General features: G+C 65.6%; 10 protein-coding genes. 8 read left to right on the top strand and 2 right to left on the bottom strand.

Features of this window, described 5'->3' with window-relative positions; all coding sequences use genetic code 11:
* Window positions 1-49 precede the first annotated feature (49 nt).
* The 5 genes from QMF22_RS08075 (at window position 50) to QMF22_RS08055 (ending at window position 8,127) form a co-directional block, all read left to right on the top strand.
* The gene (locus QMF22_RS08075) at window positions 50-1,234 is read left to right on the top strand and encodes an acyl-CoA dehydrogenase family protein (RefSeq protein WP_283452214.1); all 1,185 of its coding nucleotides are present in this window, start codon (window positions 50-52) and stop codon (window positions 1,232-1,234) included.
* 50 nt (window positions 1,235-1,284) lie between these two features.
* Window positions 1,285-2,928, top strand: coding sequence for an AMP-binding protein (locus QMF22_RS08070; RefSeq protein ID WP_283452212.1), 1,644 nt, complete (start codon window positions 1,285-1,287; stop codon window positions 2,926-2,928).
* A 265-nt stretch (window positions 2,929-3,193) separates the two neighbouring features.
* Window positions 3,194-4,561 (top strand): hemolysin family protein, encoded by a 1,368-nt coding sequence (locus QMF22_RS08065; protein WP_283452210.1) that lies wholly within the window; start codon window positions 3,194-3,196, stop codon window positions 4,559-4,561.
* The gene (locus QMF22_RS08060) at window positions 4,554-5,594 is read left to right on the top strand and encodes a hemolysin family protein (protein ID WP_283452193.1); all 1,041 of its coding nucleotides are present in this window, start codon (window positions 4,554-4,556) and stop codon (window positions 5,592-5,594) included. The genes QMF22_RS08065 and QMF22_RS08060 overlap by 8 nt, the downstream gene beginning before the upstream one ends.
* Before the next feature lie 49 nt (window positions 5,595-5,643).
* A complete protein-coding gene (locus tag QMF22_RS08055) occupies window positions 5,644-8,127 on the top strand; it encodes an excinuclease ABC subunit UvrA (protein WP_283452191.1) in 2,484 nt (827 codons plus the stop codon).
* A gap of 25 nt (window positions 8,128-8,152) precedes the next feature.
* Here the strand turns inward: QMF22_RS08055 and QMF22_RS08050 are convergent, their stop codons facing one another.
* Complete coding sequence (locus QMF22_RS08050; protein WP_283452189.1) at window positions 8,153-9,040, bottom strand: DMT family transporter; 888 nt, start codon at window positions 9,038-9,040, stop codon at window positions 8,153-8,155.
* Between the two features lie 96 nt (window positions 9,041-9,136).
* On the opposite strand from QMF22_RS08050, the gene QMF22_RS08045 reads away from it, so the two are divergent.
* Together QMF22_RS08045 and QMF22_RS08040 are read left to right on the top strand one after the other, a co-directional pair.
* Window positions 9,137-10,045 (top strand): LysR family transcriptional regulator, encoded by a 909-nt coding sequence (locus QMF22_RS08045; protein WP_283452187.1) that lies wholly within the window; start codon window positions 9,137-9,139, stop codon window positions 10,043-10,045.
* Window positions 10,046-10,158: 113 nt separating this feature from the next.
* Window positions 10,159-11,625: an MDR family MFS transporter gene (locus tag QMF22_RS08040; protein WP_283452184.1), complete on the top strand. Its 1,467-nt coding sequence runs from the start codon at window positions 10,159-10,161 to the stop codon at window positions 11,623-11,625.
* Window position 11,626: 1 nt separating this feature from the next.
* Here QMF22_RS08040 and QMF22_RS08035 read toward each other — a convergent pair whose 3' ends face one another.
* A complete protein-coding gene (locus tag QMF22_RS08035; protein ID WP_283452182.1) occupies window positions 11,627-12,289 on the bottom strand; it encodes a hypothetical protein in 663 nt (220 codons plus the stop codon).
* A gap of 167 nt (window positions 12,290-12,456) precedes the next feature.
* Between QMF22_RS08035 and QMF22_RS08030 the strand changes: the two genes are divergently transcribed.
* A complete protein-coding gene (locus QMF22_RS08030; protein WP_283452180.1) occupies window positions 12,457-13,845 on the top strand; it encodes an MFS transporter in 1,389 nt (462 codons plus the stop codon).
* Window positions 13,846-13,883: the final 38 nt, after the last annotated feature.

The following is a 13,883-nucleotide window of genomic DNA, read 5'->3' as shown; positions in this document are numbered from 1 at the left end:
GACTCAGTGTCAGATAGAACTGTAGTCACAACTGCTACTGCGAAAGGCAATGATGCCCGATTACGATGTCTCCGCCCCGCTCGATACCGACTACTACGGCGTTTTTGCCGATGTGCCCGAAGCTGATCGAGCGTTCTGGGGCCGGGCACGTACCTTTGCGGTGGAGACCCTCGACGAGCTGAGCGAGGCATGGGACAAGGCGGAGTACCCGTTGCACCTGGCTCGGCGCCTGGGCGTCCTCGATCTGCTCACCGACGGCGTCGAAGGACCGGGCCTCACCCCGATGTCCCCGCTCGCCGCAGGCCTCGTGAACATGGAAATCTCCCGGGGCGACGGCTCGATGGGCACCGTTGTCGCCGTGCAGGGCGGACTCGCTTTGCGCAGCATCGCGATGTTCGGCAGCGACGAGCAGAAAGCCACCTGGCTGGTGCCGCTGGCCCGTGCCGAGAAGCTCGGCGCCTTCGCCCTGACCGAACCCGACCACGGCTCGGACTCCGTGGGCCTTGAGACCACAGCACACCGTGACGGCGACGAATGGGTCATCAACGGCGAGAAGAAGTGGATCGGCAACGGCTCGGTCGGCGACGTGACCGTGGTCTGGGCCCGCGACGACGACGGCAATGTGCGCGGCTTTCTGGTCGACCAGTCCCTGCCCGGGTATCACGGCGAGACGATGCTCGGCAAGGGCTCGCTCCGCGCCGTGCACCAGGCCCGGATCACCCTCACCGATGTGCGGATTCCGCTCGACGCTGTATTGCCGGGCACCCACACCTTCAAGGACACCGCGGTCGTGCTGTTCGCCACCCGCCTAGGCGTCGCCTGGTCGGCGCTCGGTCATGCTACCGCCGTGTTTGAGGCTGCCCTCAACTATGCGCAGCAGCGCGTACAGTTCGGCAAGCCCATCGCCGGATTTCAGATCGTGCAGGAGCGGCTCACGCTCATGCTTTCCGAGCTCACCTCGATGCAGCTGCACTGTATTCGGCTGGCCGAACTGGACGCCGCCGGCACCCTGCGGCCCATCCAGGCCAGCCTCGCCAAGTTCCACAACACCCGCGCTGCGCGGTCGCTCGCCTCGCTCGCCCGCGACATGCTCGGTGGCAACGGCATCCTGCTCGAAAACCATGTCATCCGCCATCTCGCTGATATCGAGTCCATCCACACCTACGAGGGCACCGAGAGCATCCAGTCGCTGCTGATCGGTCGCGATCTGACCGGGGTCAGCGCCTTCCACTAGGTTCGACCCGCACGAGCTTTATCCCATCTTTTCGGACAAAGGAGTCCCGCATGATCGACCTGACCCTGAGCACCACAAATTCACCCAACGACTCACCGCTCACGCCCATGCGGTTTCTGCAGCGCAGCGCCGAGGTATTCCCAAACAAGGATGCGATCATCTACGGCGCTCGTCGCTACAGCTACCGTGAATTTGAGCAGGCCGCGGAGGAGCTGGCCCACGCCATACGCTCGCGCATCACGCCTGGTGACCGGGTTGTATTCCTCGCGTCGAATATACCCGAGATGCTGATCGCGCACTATGCCGTGCCGTTGGCCGGTGGCGTGCTCGTCGCGCTGAACTCCCGGTTGGCCGGGCCGGAGGTGCACTACGTTCTTGAACATTCCGGGGCCACCCTGCTGTTCATTGACGCCGAACTTGTCGCCGGTGTCGGTGACGCGTTCGCGGCATCCGCTGCCCTCAAGGGTGTGATCGAGATCGCCGACGGCGAATTCGGCATCACCGAGAGCGGCCTCGATGCGGGGCAGCAAACCCTGGAGTCTTTTCTGGCCGAAGCCGACAACGACTCCGCCGAGCCGCTGGCCTGGGAGGTCAGTGACGAGCGCTCGGTGATCTCGATCAACTACACCTCGGGCACCACCGGCAAGCCCAAGGGCGTCATGTACTCGCACCGCGGTGCCTACCTCAACTCCTTCGGTGAGGTGTTCCACAACAAGTTCACGAGCGACTCGGTGTATCTGTGGACCCTGCCCATGTTCCACTGCAACGGCTGGTGCACCCCCTGGGCGGTCACGGCGGCCGGCGCCACCCATGTCTGCCTGCGCACGGTGCGGGCCGAATCGGTCTGGTCGGCCATCGACACCCTCGGAGTGACCAACCTGTGTGGCGCTCCCACCGTGTGCGGCGTGATCGCCAACGCCCCGATGAAACACGTTCTCGAGACCCCGCTCTCGATCACGACGGCCGGCGCCCCGCCCTCGCCGAGCGTGATCGAACAGCTCGATGCCCTCGGAATCACGGTCGTGCACGTCTACGGCCTCACCGAGGTCTACGGTCCCTACACGATCTGCGAATACCAGCGCGAGTGGGACGACCTGCCCGCCGACGAGCGTGCCCGCAAGATCTCCCGCCAGGGCGTCGGTATGGTGCAGGCCGAATCGGCCCGCATCGTCGACTCGACCATGACCGACGTTCCCGCCGACGCTGCAACGATCGGCGAGATCGTGTTACGCGGCAACAACGTCATGCTCGGCTACTTCAAAGACCCGCAAGCCACAGCGGATGCCTTTCGCGGCGGCTGGTTCCATACCGGCGACCTCGGCGTCATGCACCCCGACGGCTACATCGAGATCAAGGATCGTGCGAAAGACATCATCATCTCGGGCGGCGAGAACATCTCGACCATCGAGGTCGAGAACGCGATGCTCACCCATCCGACGGTGCTCGACGTCGCCGTGGTCGGCATGCCGCATCCGAAATGGGGCGAGCGGCCGAAGGCCTATGTCGTACTGCGACCGGACGCAATCGTGACCGAGGTCGACCTGCTCACCCACACCCGATACATGATCGCGGCCTTCAAGGTGCCCGACTATGTGACCTTCGTCGACGCCCTGCCGCGCACGGCCACCGGCAAGATCATGAAGGTTGTATTGCGCGAGCTGCCCGAGGACGTCACTACGCCGGCGGCCTCCTAGCGTTCTATCGACCTCGGCGTACATAACCGCGGAGATATCGCCCAATGCTGCCGGCCGCACGCCCAATCGGGCACCAAACTCGATTTTCTCCGCGGTTATGCACGCTCACCCCGGTACCGAGGCCCTGCCGCGGCCGAAACGCAGCAGACCGGCGGTTTGCCAGCATCCGTCTATAGCGTTATAGGCACAATGGAAGACCCTCCCTCGCATAAACCCTCGCCCGCCGCCACACACACGTTGCCTCTCGATCTGAGAGGACCACAACATGAATGAGTGGCTGATGGTGGGCGTAGGACTCGTTCTCACCGTCGGAACGGGAATTTTCGTAGCATCCGAGTTCTCCCTGGTCACTCTCGACCGCAATGAGCTTGAGGCCCGCCAGGGGCGGGGAGAGAAGCGCCTCGGCCCCACCATCAAGGCGCTCAAGATCACCTCGACGCACCTGTCGAGCGCCCAGCTGGGCATTACCCTCACCACACTACTGGCCGGGTTCACTTTCGAACCCGCGATCCGCGCACTGCTGAGCGGGCCGTTGACAAGCATCGGCGTGCCGGCCGGCATCGTTCCCCTGGCGGGAACGATCGCCGCAATCTCATTGGCAACCCTGTTCTCCATGGTGATCGGCGAACTCGTGCCCAAGAACTTCGCCCTCGCCGTGCCCCTCGCGACGGCCAAGATCGTCGTGCCGGCGCAGGCCGTGTTCACGACGGTGTTCAAACCGGTCATCCTGCTGTTCAACAACACCGCCAACGCGATCATTCGTCTGTTCGGCATTGAGCCGAAGGAAGAACTCTCCGGAGCTCGTACGGCCGAGGAACTGAGCTTTCTCGTACGGCGCTCAGCCCTCGAGGGAGTGCTCGACAACGACCACGCCGCCATGCTGCACCGCACCCTGCGCTTCTCCGACCATTCAGCAGCCGATGTCATGACCCCCCGGGTGCGCATGGCCTCGGTGCACGTCACCGACACGGCCGAGGCCATCGTGTGCCTGGCGACCAGCACCGGCTACTCGCGCTTTCCGGTGATCGACAAGAACTCCGACGACATCGTCGGGGTGTTGCACGTGAAACAGGCGTTCGCCGTTGTACTGGGTGAGCGCGGCACGGTGACCGCCGCCGACCTGAAGGTAGAAGCCCTGCGCGTTCCCGAGACCATGGGCGTCGACTCCCTGCTCGCCGCGCTGCGCCAGCAGGGCTTCCAGATCGCCGTCGTCGCCGATGAGTACGGCGGAACGGCCGGCATCGTCACCCTTGAAGACCTCGTCGAAGAACTCGTCGGCGAACTCGAAGACGAGCACGACCGGGCGAAAGCCGGAGTCGTGCGCTCGGGTCGCTCGGTCGTCTTCGACGCCGCCTGGCGCCCTGACGAGCTGCTCGATCGCACCGGCGTCACCGTTCCCGACGATGGCGACTACGAGTCCGTCGGCGGATTCCTCGCCGACCAACTCGACCGCATTCCCGAGCTCGGCGACGAGGTCGCCATTGATGGCGGCGTGCTGCGCATCGACCGCGTCGACGGTGTGCGCGTGCACCGCGTGCGGTACACGCCGGCCGATCCTGAGACCGACCCGAGCCTCGCCACCACACACGACCGCATCGTTGAACAGATCCAGAAAGACCTGATCCATGAATGAGTACCTCCCCGGCCTGATCTGGCTCGTCGTGCTGCTGGTGGTGAACGCCTTCTTCGTGGGGGCCGAGTTCGCCGTCATCTCCGCCCGCCGCTCCCAGATCGAGCCTTTGGCCGCTCAGGGTAGCAAAGCGGCCAAGACCACGCTGTGGGCGATGGAGCACGCCACCCTCATGCTGGCTACCAGCCAGCTCGGTATCACCGTGTGTTCCCTGCTCATCCTGAACGTCTCGGAGCCGGCCATCCACGGCCTGCTCGAAATCCCACTCGTCGGTACCGGACTCTCCGAGGGCATGATCACCACGATCGCCTTCACCTTCGCGCTCATGCTGGTGACCTTCCTGCACGTGGTCTTCGGTGAGATGATCCCCAAGAACATCTCGTTCTCGGTTCCCGACAAGGCTGCGCTCATCCTCGCGCCGCCGCTCGTGTTCGTGGCCCGCGTGTTTAACCCGATCATCTTCAGCCTCAACTGGCTGGCGAACGGCATTCTGCGCCTGTGCAAGGTTGAACCCAAGAACGAGGCGACGAGCTCCTTCACCCTCGACGAGGTCGCCAGCATCGTGGAGCAGTCCACCCGTGAGGGAATGCTGCAGGATGCCTCCGGCACCCTGTCGGCGGCATTCGAGTTCACCTCGAAGAAGGTCTCCGACGTACAGGTGACCATCGAATCGATGGTCTGCCTGCCGTCGATGGCGTCACCGGCCGATATCCAGCTGGCCGTGAGCCAGCACGGATTCTCCCGCTACATCCTCACGGATGACGAGGGAGCTCCGAGCGGCTACCTGCACCTCAAAGACGTAATGGACCTCACCGCGGGCGACACCTTCACGCAGCCGGTGCCGAGTAAGCGACTGCGCCGCCTCGCATCCGTTTCGAGCGACAGCGAGCTGGAGGACGCGCTCGCGTCGATGCGCCGCCTCGGCGCGCACGTCGCGACGGCGTTCGATACCGACGGCAACGTGACCGGCGTTCTGTTCCTCGAGGACATCATCGAGGAACTCGTCGGCCAGGTCGAGGACGCCACCTCGATCTGACCCGGCCGCACTCGGGCCCCGCACAACCGAGCACAGTAGGCTCATTCGGATGCTGAGCGACGAACTGACTCCTCCCGATGGCTCTGGATTCGTGCGGGTGCGCGGGGCCCGCGAGAACAACCTGCGCGATGTGAACGTCGACGTGCCGCGAGACGCCATCGTCGCGTTCACCGGAGTCTCGGGCTCCGGCAAATCGTCGCTCGCCTTCGGCACCATCTTCGCCGAGGCGCAACGGCGCTTCTTCGAGTCGGTCGCGCCCTACGCCCGCCGCCTGATCCAGCAAGGCCACACCCCGCACGTGGACGAGATCACCGGCTTGCCGCCGGCGGTCGCCCTGCAGCAGCGCCGCGGCACGCCGAGTTCGCGTTCGAGCGTCGGCACCGTGACCACCCTCTCCAACTCGCTCCGCATGATGTATTCCCGAGCAGGAATATATCCAGCGGATGCCGCGGGTCGCCTCGAATCCGACTCCTTCTCCCCGAATACCGCGATGGGTGCGTGCCCCCGCTGCCACGGCCTGGGCATGGCGCACACCGTCAGCGAGGCATCGATGGTGCTCGATGCCACGCTGAGCATTCGCGACGGCGCCATCGCCGCCTGGCCCGGTGCCTGGCAGGGCAAGAACCTGCGCGATATCGTCGCCGTGCTCGGCTACGACATTGACCGGCCCTGGCAGGAATTGTCCCGCGCCGACCGTGACTGGATCCTCTTCACCGAGGAGCAGCCGGTGGTCGAGGTCGTGCCGCAGCGCGACCGCAGCGCCAAGCCCTACCAGGGACGATTCTGGAGCGCGAAGAGTTTTGTGCTGCACACCCTGGCCGACAGCAAGAGCCCGAATGTGCGTCAGCGCGTGCTGCGTTACGTCGACACCGGCTCCTGCCCGGACTGCGCCGGGAGCGGCCTGAAGCCCGAAGCCCTCGCCGTGACCGTGGCCGGCCAGTCGATTGCCGCGCTCAACGCGCTGCCGATGACAGCCGTGGCCGACATCCTGCGCCCGATCGCGGCGGGTGACATGTCGTCGGAGGTGGCGGTGACCCTGGCCAGCGACCTGCTGCGCCGCATCGATGTGCTGCTCGAACTCGGCCTCGGCTACCTGGCCCTCGGTCGGTCGACCCCCACGCTGTCGCCGGGTGAAATGCAGCGGCTGCGCATCGCCACGCAGCTGCGCTCCGGCCTGTTCGGGGTCATCTACGTGCTCGACGAGCCATCGGCCGGCCTGCACCCGGCCGATGCCGAGCCGCTGCTACTCGTACTGGAGCAGCTCAAGCGCTCGGGCAACTCGGTCTTCGTGGTCGAACACAATATGGACGTCGTGCGCAGCGCAGACTGGGTCGTCGATGTCGGCCCTCGCGCCGGCGAGGGCGGTGGCGACGTACTGTACAGCGGGCCGACCGCGGGGCTCGCTGCGGTTGAGACCTCGGTCACCCGCGAGTACCTGTTTGCCGAGGACCGCGAGCCGATTTCGCGGGGTGAGCTGCGGCATCCGCTCGGCTGGCTGGGCTTGACCGACGTGACTCGGCACAATTTGAAGGCGCTCGACGCGCAGATTCCGCTCGGGGTACTGACGGCGGTCACCGGTGTGAGCGGTTCGGGTAAGTCCACGCTGGTCAGCCAGGTGCTCGCCGAGGCCGTCGGGCGGCACCTGCACCCCGATCCCGACGACGCGCCTGTGCCCGACCTCGGCGACCCCGATGCCGAGTTCGATTTCGCCGAGCGCCCGGCAGTGACCGCGATCACCGGGCTCGAGGCCGTCGACCGGCTCGTGCAGGTGGACCAGAAGCCGATCGGGCGCACGCCGCGCTCCAACCTGGCCACCTACACCGGCCTGTTCGACGCCGTGCGGGCCACCTTTGCCGCCACCGACGAGGCCAGGGCGCGCGGCTTCACCGCCTCACGGTTCTCGTTCAACGTGGCCGGCGGACGCTGCGAGACCTGCCTCGGTGAGGGGTTCGTCGCCGTCGGGCTGCTGTTTTTGCCCGGCAGCTACGCGCCGTGCCCCGACTGCGGCGGGTCGCGCTACAACCCTGAGACCCTCGAGGTGACCTACCGCGGCAAGAACATCGCCGAGGTGCTCGGCCTCACGGTGGACGCCGCGCTCCACTTTCTCGCCGACGTCGCCGTCGCCGCCCGCAGCCTCGACACCCTGCGCGAGGTGGGACTCGGTTACCTGCGACTCGGGCAGCCGGCCACTGAACTCTCCGGCGGGGAGGCGCAGCGCATCAAGCTCGCCACCGAACTGCAGCGGGCCAGGCGCGGACACACGCTCTACCTGCTGGACGAGCCGACCACCGGCCTGCATCCGGCCGACGTCGAACTGCTCATGCTGCAGCTCGGACGACTGGTCGATGCCGGAAACACTGTCGTCGTGGTAGAACACGAAATGGACGTCGTCGCGGCCGCGGACTGGGTGATCGACCTCGGCCCCGCCGGTGGCGACCAGGGCGGCCAGATCATCGCCGCCGGCACCCCCGCGACGGTCGCCGATCACCCAACGAGCCGCACCGCCCCCTACCTGAAACTCCGCCTCCCCTGAACGCGGGAGCGAAAGAATTGTTGCTTCACGGTACCGGAAGCAACGTTTTTCCGACTTTCGCGAACCTGAGGCTCATGAGCACCACACCCGCGATCACCACGGCACCGCCCACGAGCTCGGCGACCAGCGGCAGCTCGCCGAGCCAGATGAACGCGATCAGCACCGCCACCGGCGGCACGAGGTAGAGCAGCGAGGTCGACGCCACCAGCGGCAGGCGCGCCACCGCATAGCCCCACAGCACGAAGCCGAGGGCGGAGGGTAGAAGTCCGAGGTAGATCGCCGCGAGCCAGGCCGCGGCATCCGCTTGTACCAGCTGCGAGAGAGTGAACGGCAGCACGGGAAGCAGCATGACGGTGCCGGCGATCATGCCGTAAGTCGCCACCTCGAGGCCGGTATACCTCTTGAGCAGCGGCTTGGTGAGCGGATGATAGGCACCCTGCACGACCATGGCGGCGACCAGTATCCAGGCGGCCGACGACAGCGTGACGCCGGATCGCGCGACCGCGACGAGCACGACGCCGCTGAGGGCGATCGCGCTGCCGACAATCTTCAGCACGGTGAGTCGCTCGCCGAACACTCCGGCAGCAATGGCAACGCTCACCAGCGGGGCTGCCGAGACGATGATGCTCGCGGTGCCAGCCGGAACATGGAGTTCGCCCCAGTTGAGCAGCACCTGGTAGGCGGCCATACCGAAGAAGCCACAGGCGAGGATGAGCGGCAGGTCGCGCCGGGCCGGCAGCCGCACCTTGAGCATGGGTGCGAGCACGGCGAGTGCAACGGCCGCGACGACCAGGCGGGCCAGCGACAGGCCAGCCACACCGAGCTCGGGCGCGGCCACCCGAATAGCGGGGAACGCGCTCGCCCACAGCACGACGACGCCCAGACCGGCCAGTAACACTCGAGGAGAACCCATTTCTCGAGCACGGCGACTCGCAAGCCAAATATCCATTTACTTTTACTGTCATGTTAAGTAACAATGATTGATGTGTTAGACGTCAGGAAATTGCGGATGCTCGCCCAGCTTCACCGACTCGGCACCATTGCCGCTGTGGCTCGCGAACTGCACCTGACGGCCCCCGGGGTCTCGATGCAGCTCGCCGCGCTCGAACGCGAGGTGGGGCTGACGCTCACCGAACGGCACGGCCGCACACTCACGCTGACCCCGGCCGGACTACTGCTGGCCAAGCACGGCCACGACATCGTCGACCTGCTCTCGGTCGCCGAGCTGGAGGTCGCGGCCCTGCTGGAGGGTTCGGCGGGCACCTATCGGGTCGCTGCCTTTCCGTCGATCGCCCGCACCGTGCTGGCCGATGCCTGGCAGACGTTGCTGTCTCAGCCCGAACTGGGCCTCAAGCTCGAACTGCTCGAGGCCGAACCGGAAGTATCCTTGCCCGCCCTCGTAGCCGGGGAGGTCGACCTCGCGCTCACCCACTCCTATTCCACGATGGCGGCGCCGTCGGCCACGGACTGTGTGGTGACCCGGATTCTCACCGAACCGGTCTGGCTTGCGGTGCCACGCGGAACTGCAGCAGGAACTCAAAACCTTGAAGACTTCAGCGGTCACGACTGGGTGGTGCCGCACGCGGCCTGGTCCTGTCACGAAATGGTGCAGCGCGCCTGCGGCGTGGCCGGATTCGCGCCCAGGTCCGTCGCCGAGGCCACCGATTTCTCGGTCATCGTGGCGCTGGTCGGCGCCGGGGCCGGCGTTGCCCTGGTGCCGGAGCTGACCGTGGGGCAGCTGCCCGACTCAGTCACGCTGCATCCGCTCGAAAATCCGGTCTACCGGCACGACTTCGTCGTCGTGCGGCATTCCCTGAAAGCGGATCCGGGCATCCGTCGACTGCACGATTTGTTTGCGGCCGCTGCCGGCAGCGTCGCGATTCGCGGCCTCCCGGCTAATTCTGTGGCATCGGAATAATTCACACCCTGCAAAACGCTGCACTGAGAGGCGTGCACAGCGTGCCGGCCCGGGGGCGCGCGGCAGCTCAGTTACGCACGACCTCCCTTTTCGCACGACCGTCAGGACCATTTATGACCGCACCAACCGCCACCGCCACGATTCCCGAGGCCGGGGCTCACCCCGACGCCAAGCGCAACCAGCTGGTGATTCGACTGCTGCTGGTCTCGGCCTTCGTCGTCATTCTGAACGAGACCATCATGGGTGTGGCCCTGCCGCACCTCATGAAAGACCTCAGTATCACGGCGACGGCCGCTCAGTGGCTGACGACGGCCTTCATGCTCACGATGGCCGTGGTCATTCCGATCACCGGTTTTCTCATTCAGCGCTTCAATACCCGGCCGGTCTTCATCGCCGCGATGACACTGTTCAGCACCGGAACCCTGATCGCCGCGCTCGCACCCGGCTTCGAGGTGCTGCTGATTGGTCGCATCGTGCAGGCTAGTGGAACGGCCATCATGATGCCGCTGCTCATGACCACCGTTATGACGCTCGTCGCACCGGCCTCCCGCGGCAAGACCATGGGCAACATCTCCATCGTCATCTCGGTCGCCCCCGCGATCGGCCCGACCATTTCCGGCGCCATCCTCAGCGTGCTCGACTGGCGCTGGATGTTCATCCTGGTGCTGCCGATCGCCGTCGGCGCGCTCATCCTCGGTGCCTCGCGCATTCAGAACGTGACGACGCCGCGCAAGGTTCCGCTCGACGTTCTTTCGGTCATCCTCTCGGCCTTCGGGTTCGGCGGGTTCGTCTATGGACTGAGCAATCTGGGCGGGGCATCCGCTGTGGGCTGGATTCCGCTCGGCATTGGCGTCGTGGCGTTGGCCCTGTTCGTGCTGCGGCAGCTGCGACTGCAGCGTTCCAACCGCGCCCTGCTCGACCTGCGCGTCTTCGGCTCACGCACGTTCACCCTGTCGGTGTCCATGCTCGGCATCAGCATGCTCGCCCTGTTCGGCACGATCATTCTGTTGCCGCTGTACATGCAGAACGTGCTCGGCCTGACGGCTCTGGAAACCGGCCTGCTTCTGCTGCCGGGTGGTTTGACGATGGGATTGCTGGCGCCATTCGTCGGCCGCATCTACGACCGCCGCGGCCCGACCATTCTGCTGGTACCCGGCTCGATTCTCGTCAGCGCCGCGTTCTGGGCCATGACCATGTTGGGCGAGACCACGCAGCCTTGGATGCTGTTGATCGCCCACGTCGGCATGAGCGCCGGGCTCTCGCTGCTGTTCACGCCGTTGTTCACCTCCGGCCTCGGCTCACTCAAGCCCAGTCTGTACTCCCACGGCAGCGCGGTGGTCGGCACCGTCCAGCAGCTCGCCGGCGCCGTCGGAACGGCACTGTTCATCGCCATCATGACCTCACAGTCTGCCGCCCTCATGGCGCAGGGCGTCTCCGAGATCTCCGCGACGGCCTCCGGAATTCGCGGTGCGTTCCTGTGCGGCGCGATCATCTCACTGTTCGCCATTCCAGCCGCATTCCTTGTGCGGCGCCCGCCGCTCGGCGACGCGATCGAGAGCGCTCCGGTCAGCGCCCACTGATTCAGCGGATGCGCTGGGCCAGCACCGCGGGATGATCCGCCGGCAGTCCGTGTCGGCTGCCCCCTCGCAGGAGCGCCACGTTCTTCTTCTCCCAGGCGAGCAGCGCCTGCCGGAGCGGGTCGATCGCGGCGCTCTCGGCGCAGCTGCCCGCCGTGCGGCCGCAGGAACACTTCTGCGCGGCTGAGTAGTGGTGCAGCGCCTCAACGCGCCAGATGCCGGCCATCGCCCAATCGATCTGCCGGCGGGCCAGTTCGGTGTTGCGTTCAGCACGCTTGACCAGGTCATTCTGCAACAGGCTCCGCACTCCGTCGATTCCGGCCGTGAACCGGCCGGCGACGATAGCGCTGAGCTCGGCGACCTGGTCGCGAAGCGCGGTCAGGTCGTTGTCCCGGCCGACGAGTAAGGCATCCGTTTCGGCGATGTAATCGGCGTGTACGGTCTCAGCCGAAGCCCAGCGAGAAGCCCACAGCTTCACGTGCTCAAGGTCCCGGCGCTCGGATTTCTCGGCCCCGATGTGGTGCACGCAGAGCGAGCAGACCACTTGGTCGCTCAGCGAGGTGAAGTGAAACGGCTGCGGTGCGAGGCAACACAGGCACGCCACTTCGAGGTCGACGTGCAGCGGATGCGCGTGCGTCACGATTACTCCCACCTCACTGTCATTCATTCGAGAATACCGGTGCCGAACAGCATGTGCATTTCTGCACTTCCCTTCTGTGCGAATGGTCTTTGACAGCCAGCCCACCACAGCGCAAGCTAAGACGAGCCAGACGACGTGCGCGCCCGCTTGGGACCGGCGCACGTTGTGTCAATGACGACACCAGGGGAAATCCTATGAGCACGACCAGATCCGATACCCGAAACGACGTGCAGACGTCCGGACTGAAAAAGGTCGTCGCGGCCTCCATGGCCGGCACGGTCGTTGAATGGTACGAATTCTTTCTCTATGCCTCCGCCGCCACCCTGGTCTTCGGCACGCTGTTCTTTCCGAACGCTGGCACCGAACTCGAGGGCATCATCGCGGCCTTCGCCACCTACGCCGTCGGCTTCCTGGCCCGCCCCATCGGCGGCATCGTCTTCGGACACTTTGGCGACAAGTTCGGCCGCAAGCGCCTGCTCCAGTTCAGCCTCGTTCTCGTCGGCGTCGCCACCTTCCTGATGGGCTGCCTGCCGACCTTCCAGCAGATCGGCTACCTCGCACCGGTTCTCCTCATCCTCCTGCGCTTCATTCAGGGCTTCGCCGTCGGTGGCGAATGGGGTGGAGCGGTTCTTCTCGTCGCCGAGCACAGCCCCGCCAAGTCCCGCGGATTCTGGGCCAGCTGGCCCCAGGCCGCCGTGCCCGGTGGAAACCTGCTCGCCACCGCCGTGCTCTTCGTACTCTCGACCACCCTCTCCGATGAGGCCTTCCTCAGCTGGGGCTGGCGCGTCGCCTTTTGGTTGTCCGCTGTCATCGTGCTCGTCGGCTATTACATCCGCACCAAGGTCAGCGACGCACCGATCTTCCTCAAGGCGCAGCAAGAAGTCATTGCCGGTGACAAACGCTATGGCATCATCGAGGTCTTCCGCCGCTACCCGCGCGGCGTCTTCACCGCGATGGGCCTGCGCTTTGCCGAGAATATCCTGTACTACCTCGTCGTCGTCTTCTCGATCACCTACCTGAAGATCATCGTGCAGATGGACACCTCGCGGGTGCTGCTGCTTCTACTCCTAGCCCACGCCCTGCACTTTATTGTCATTCCCTTGGTCGGTCGCCTCTCCGATCGGGTCGGCCGTCGCCCGGTCTACTTCGTGGGCGCCGTGCTCGCAGGAACCTGGGGCTTCTTCGCCTTCCCCATGATGGACACCGCGAACGACTTCATCATCATTGTCGCGATCATGATGGGCCTGCTCTTCCACGCGCTCATGTACGCCGGCCAGCCCGCCATCATGGCCGAAATGTTCCCCACCCGCATGCGGTACTCCGGCGTCTCCCTCGGCTACCAGGTCACCTCGGTCATCGCGGGCTCGATCGCCCCGATCATCGCCGTGAGCCTGCTGTCCACCTTCGAGTCATCGGTTCCGGTGGCCATCTACCTCGCGGCGGCCTGCCTGATCACGGCCCTCGTCGTGCTCACCCTCAAGGAAACGCGCGGGCTCTCCCTGCACGACATCGACGCAGCGGATGCCGCCGGATCGGCCGAACGCGCCGCCAAGGCTGACCTCGCCGGAGTCGGTCGCCGGTAGCGTGTCGCAGGCGGTCCGATCTGACTGATCGGGCCGCC

Origin of the sequence: Cryobacterium sp. PH31-L1 (assembly GCF_030063145.1) — a bacterium.
Taxonomy (GTDB): domain Bacteria; phylum Actinomycetota; class Actinomycetes; order Actinomycetales; family Microbacteriaceae; genus Cryobacterium.
This window is presented reverse-complemented; position numbering and strand designations above follow the sequence as displayed.

What these genes read in the sequence shown, in the direction of transcription:
- QMF22_RS08075 (WP_283452214.1), top strand. Translation starts at nt 50, where the DNA reads ATGATGCCCGATTACGATGTCTCCGCCCCGCTCGATACCGACTACTAC.
- QMF22_RS08070 (WP_283452212.1), top strand. Translation starts at nt 1,285, where the DNA reads ATGATCGACCTGACCCTGAGCACCACAAATTCACCCAACGACTCACCG.
- QMF22_RS08065 (WP_283452210.1), top strand. Translation starts at nt 3,194, where the DNA reads ATGAATGAGTGGCTGATGGTGGGCGTAGGACTCGTTCTCACCGTCGGA.
- QMF22_RS08060 (WP_283452193.1), top strand. Translation starts at nt 4,554, where the DNA reads ATGAATGAGTACCTCCCCGGCCTGATCTGGCTCGTCGTGCTGCTGGTG.
- QMF22_RS08055 (WP_283452191.1), top strand. Translation starts at nt 5,644, where the DNA reads ATGCTGAGCGACGAACTGACTCCTCCCGATGGCTCTGGATTCGTGCGG.
- QMF22_RS08050 (WP_283452189.1), bottom strand. Translation starts at nt 9,040, where the DNA reads ATGGGTTCTCCTCGAGTGTTACTGGCCGGTCTGGGCGTCGTCGTGCTG.
- QMF22_RS08045 (WP_283452187.1), top strand. Translation starts at nt 9,137, where the DNA reads ATGCTCGCCCAGCTTCACCGACTCGGCACCATTGCCGCTGTGGCTCGC.
- QMF22_RS08040 (WP_283452184.1), top strand. Translation starts at nt 10,159, where the DNA reads ATGACCGCACCAACCGCCACCGCCACGATTCCCGAGGCCGGGGCTCAC.
- QMF22_RS08035 (WP_283452182.1), bottom strand. Translation starts at nt 12,289, where the DNA reads ATGAATGACAGTGAGGTGGGAGTAATCGTGACGCACGCGCATCCGCTG.
- QMF22_RS08030 (WP_283452180.1), top strand. Translation starts at nt 12,457, where the DNA reads ATGAGCACGACCAGATCCGATACCCGAAACGACGTGCAGACGTCCGGA.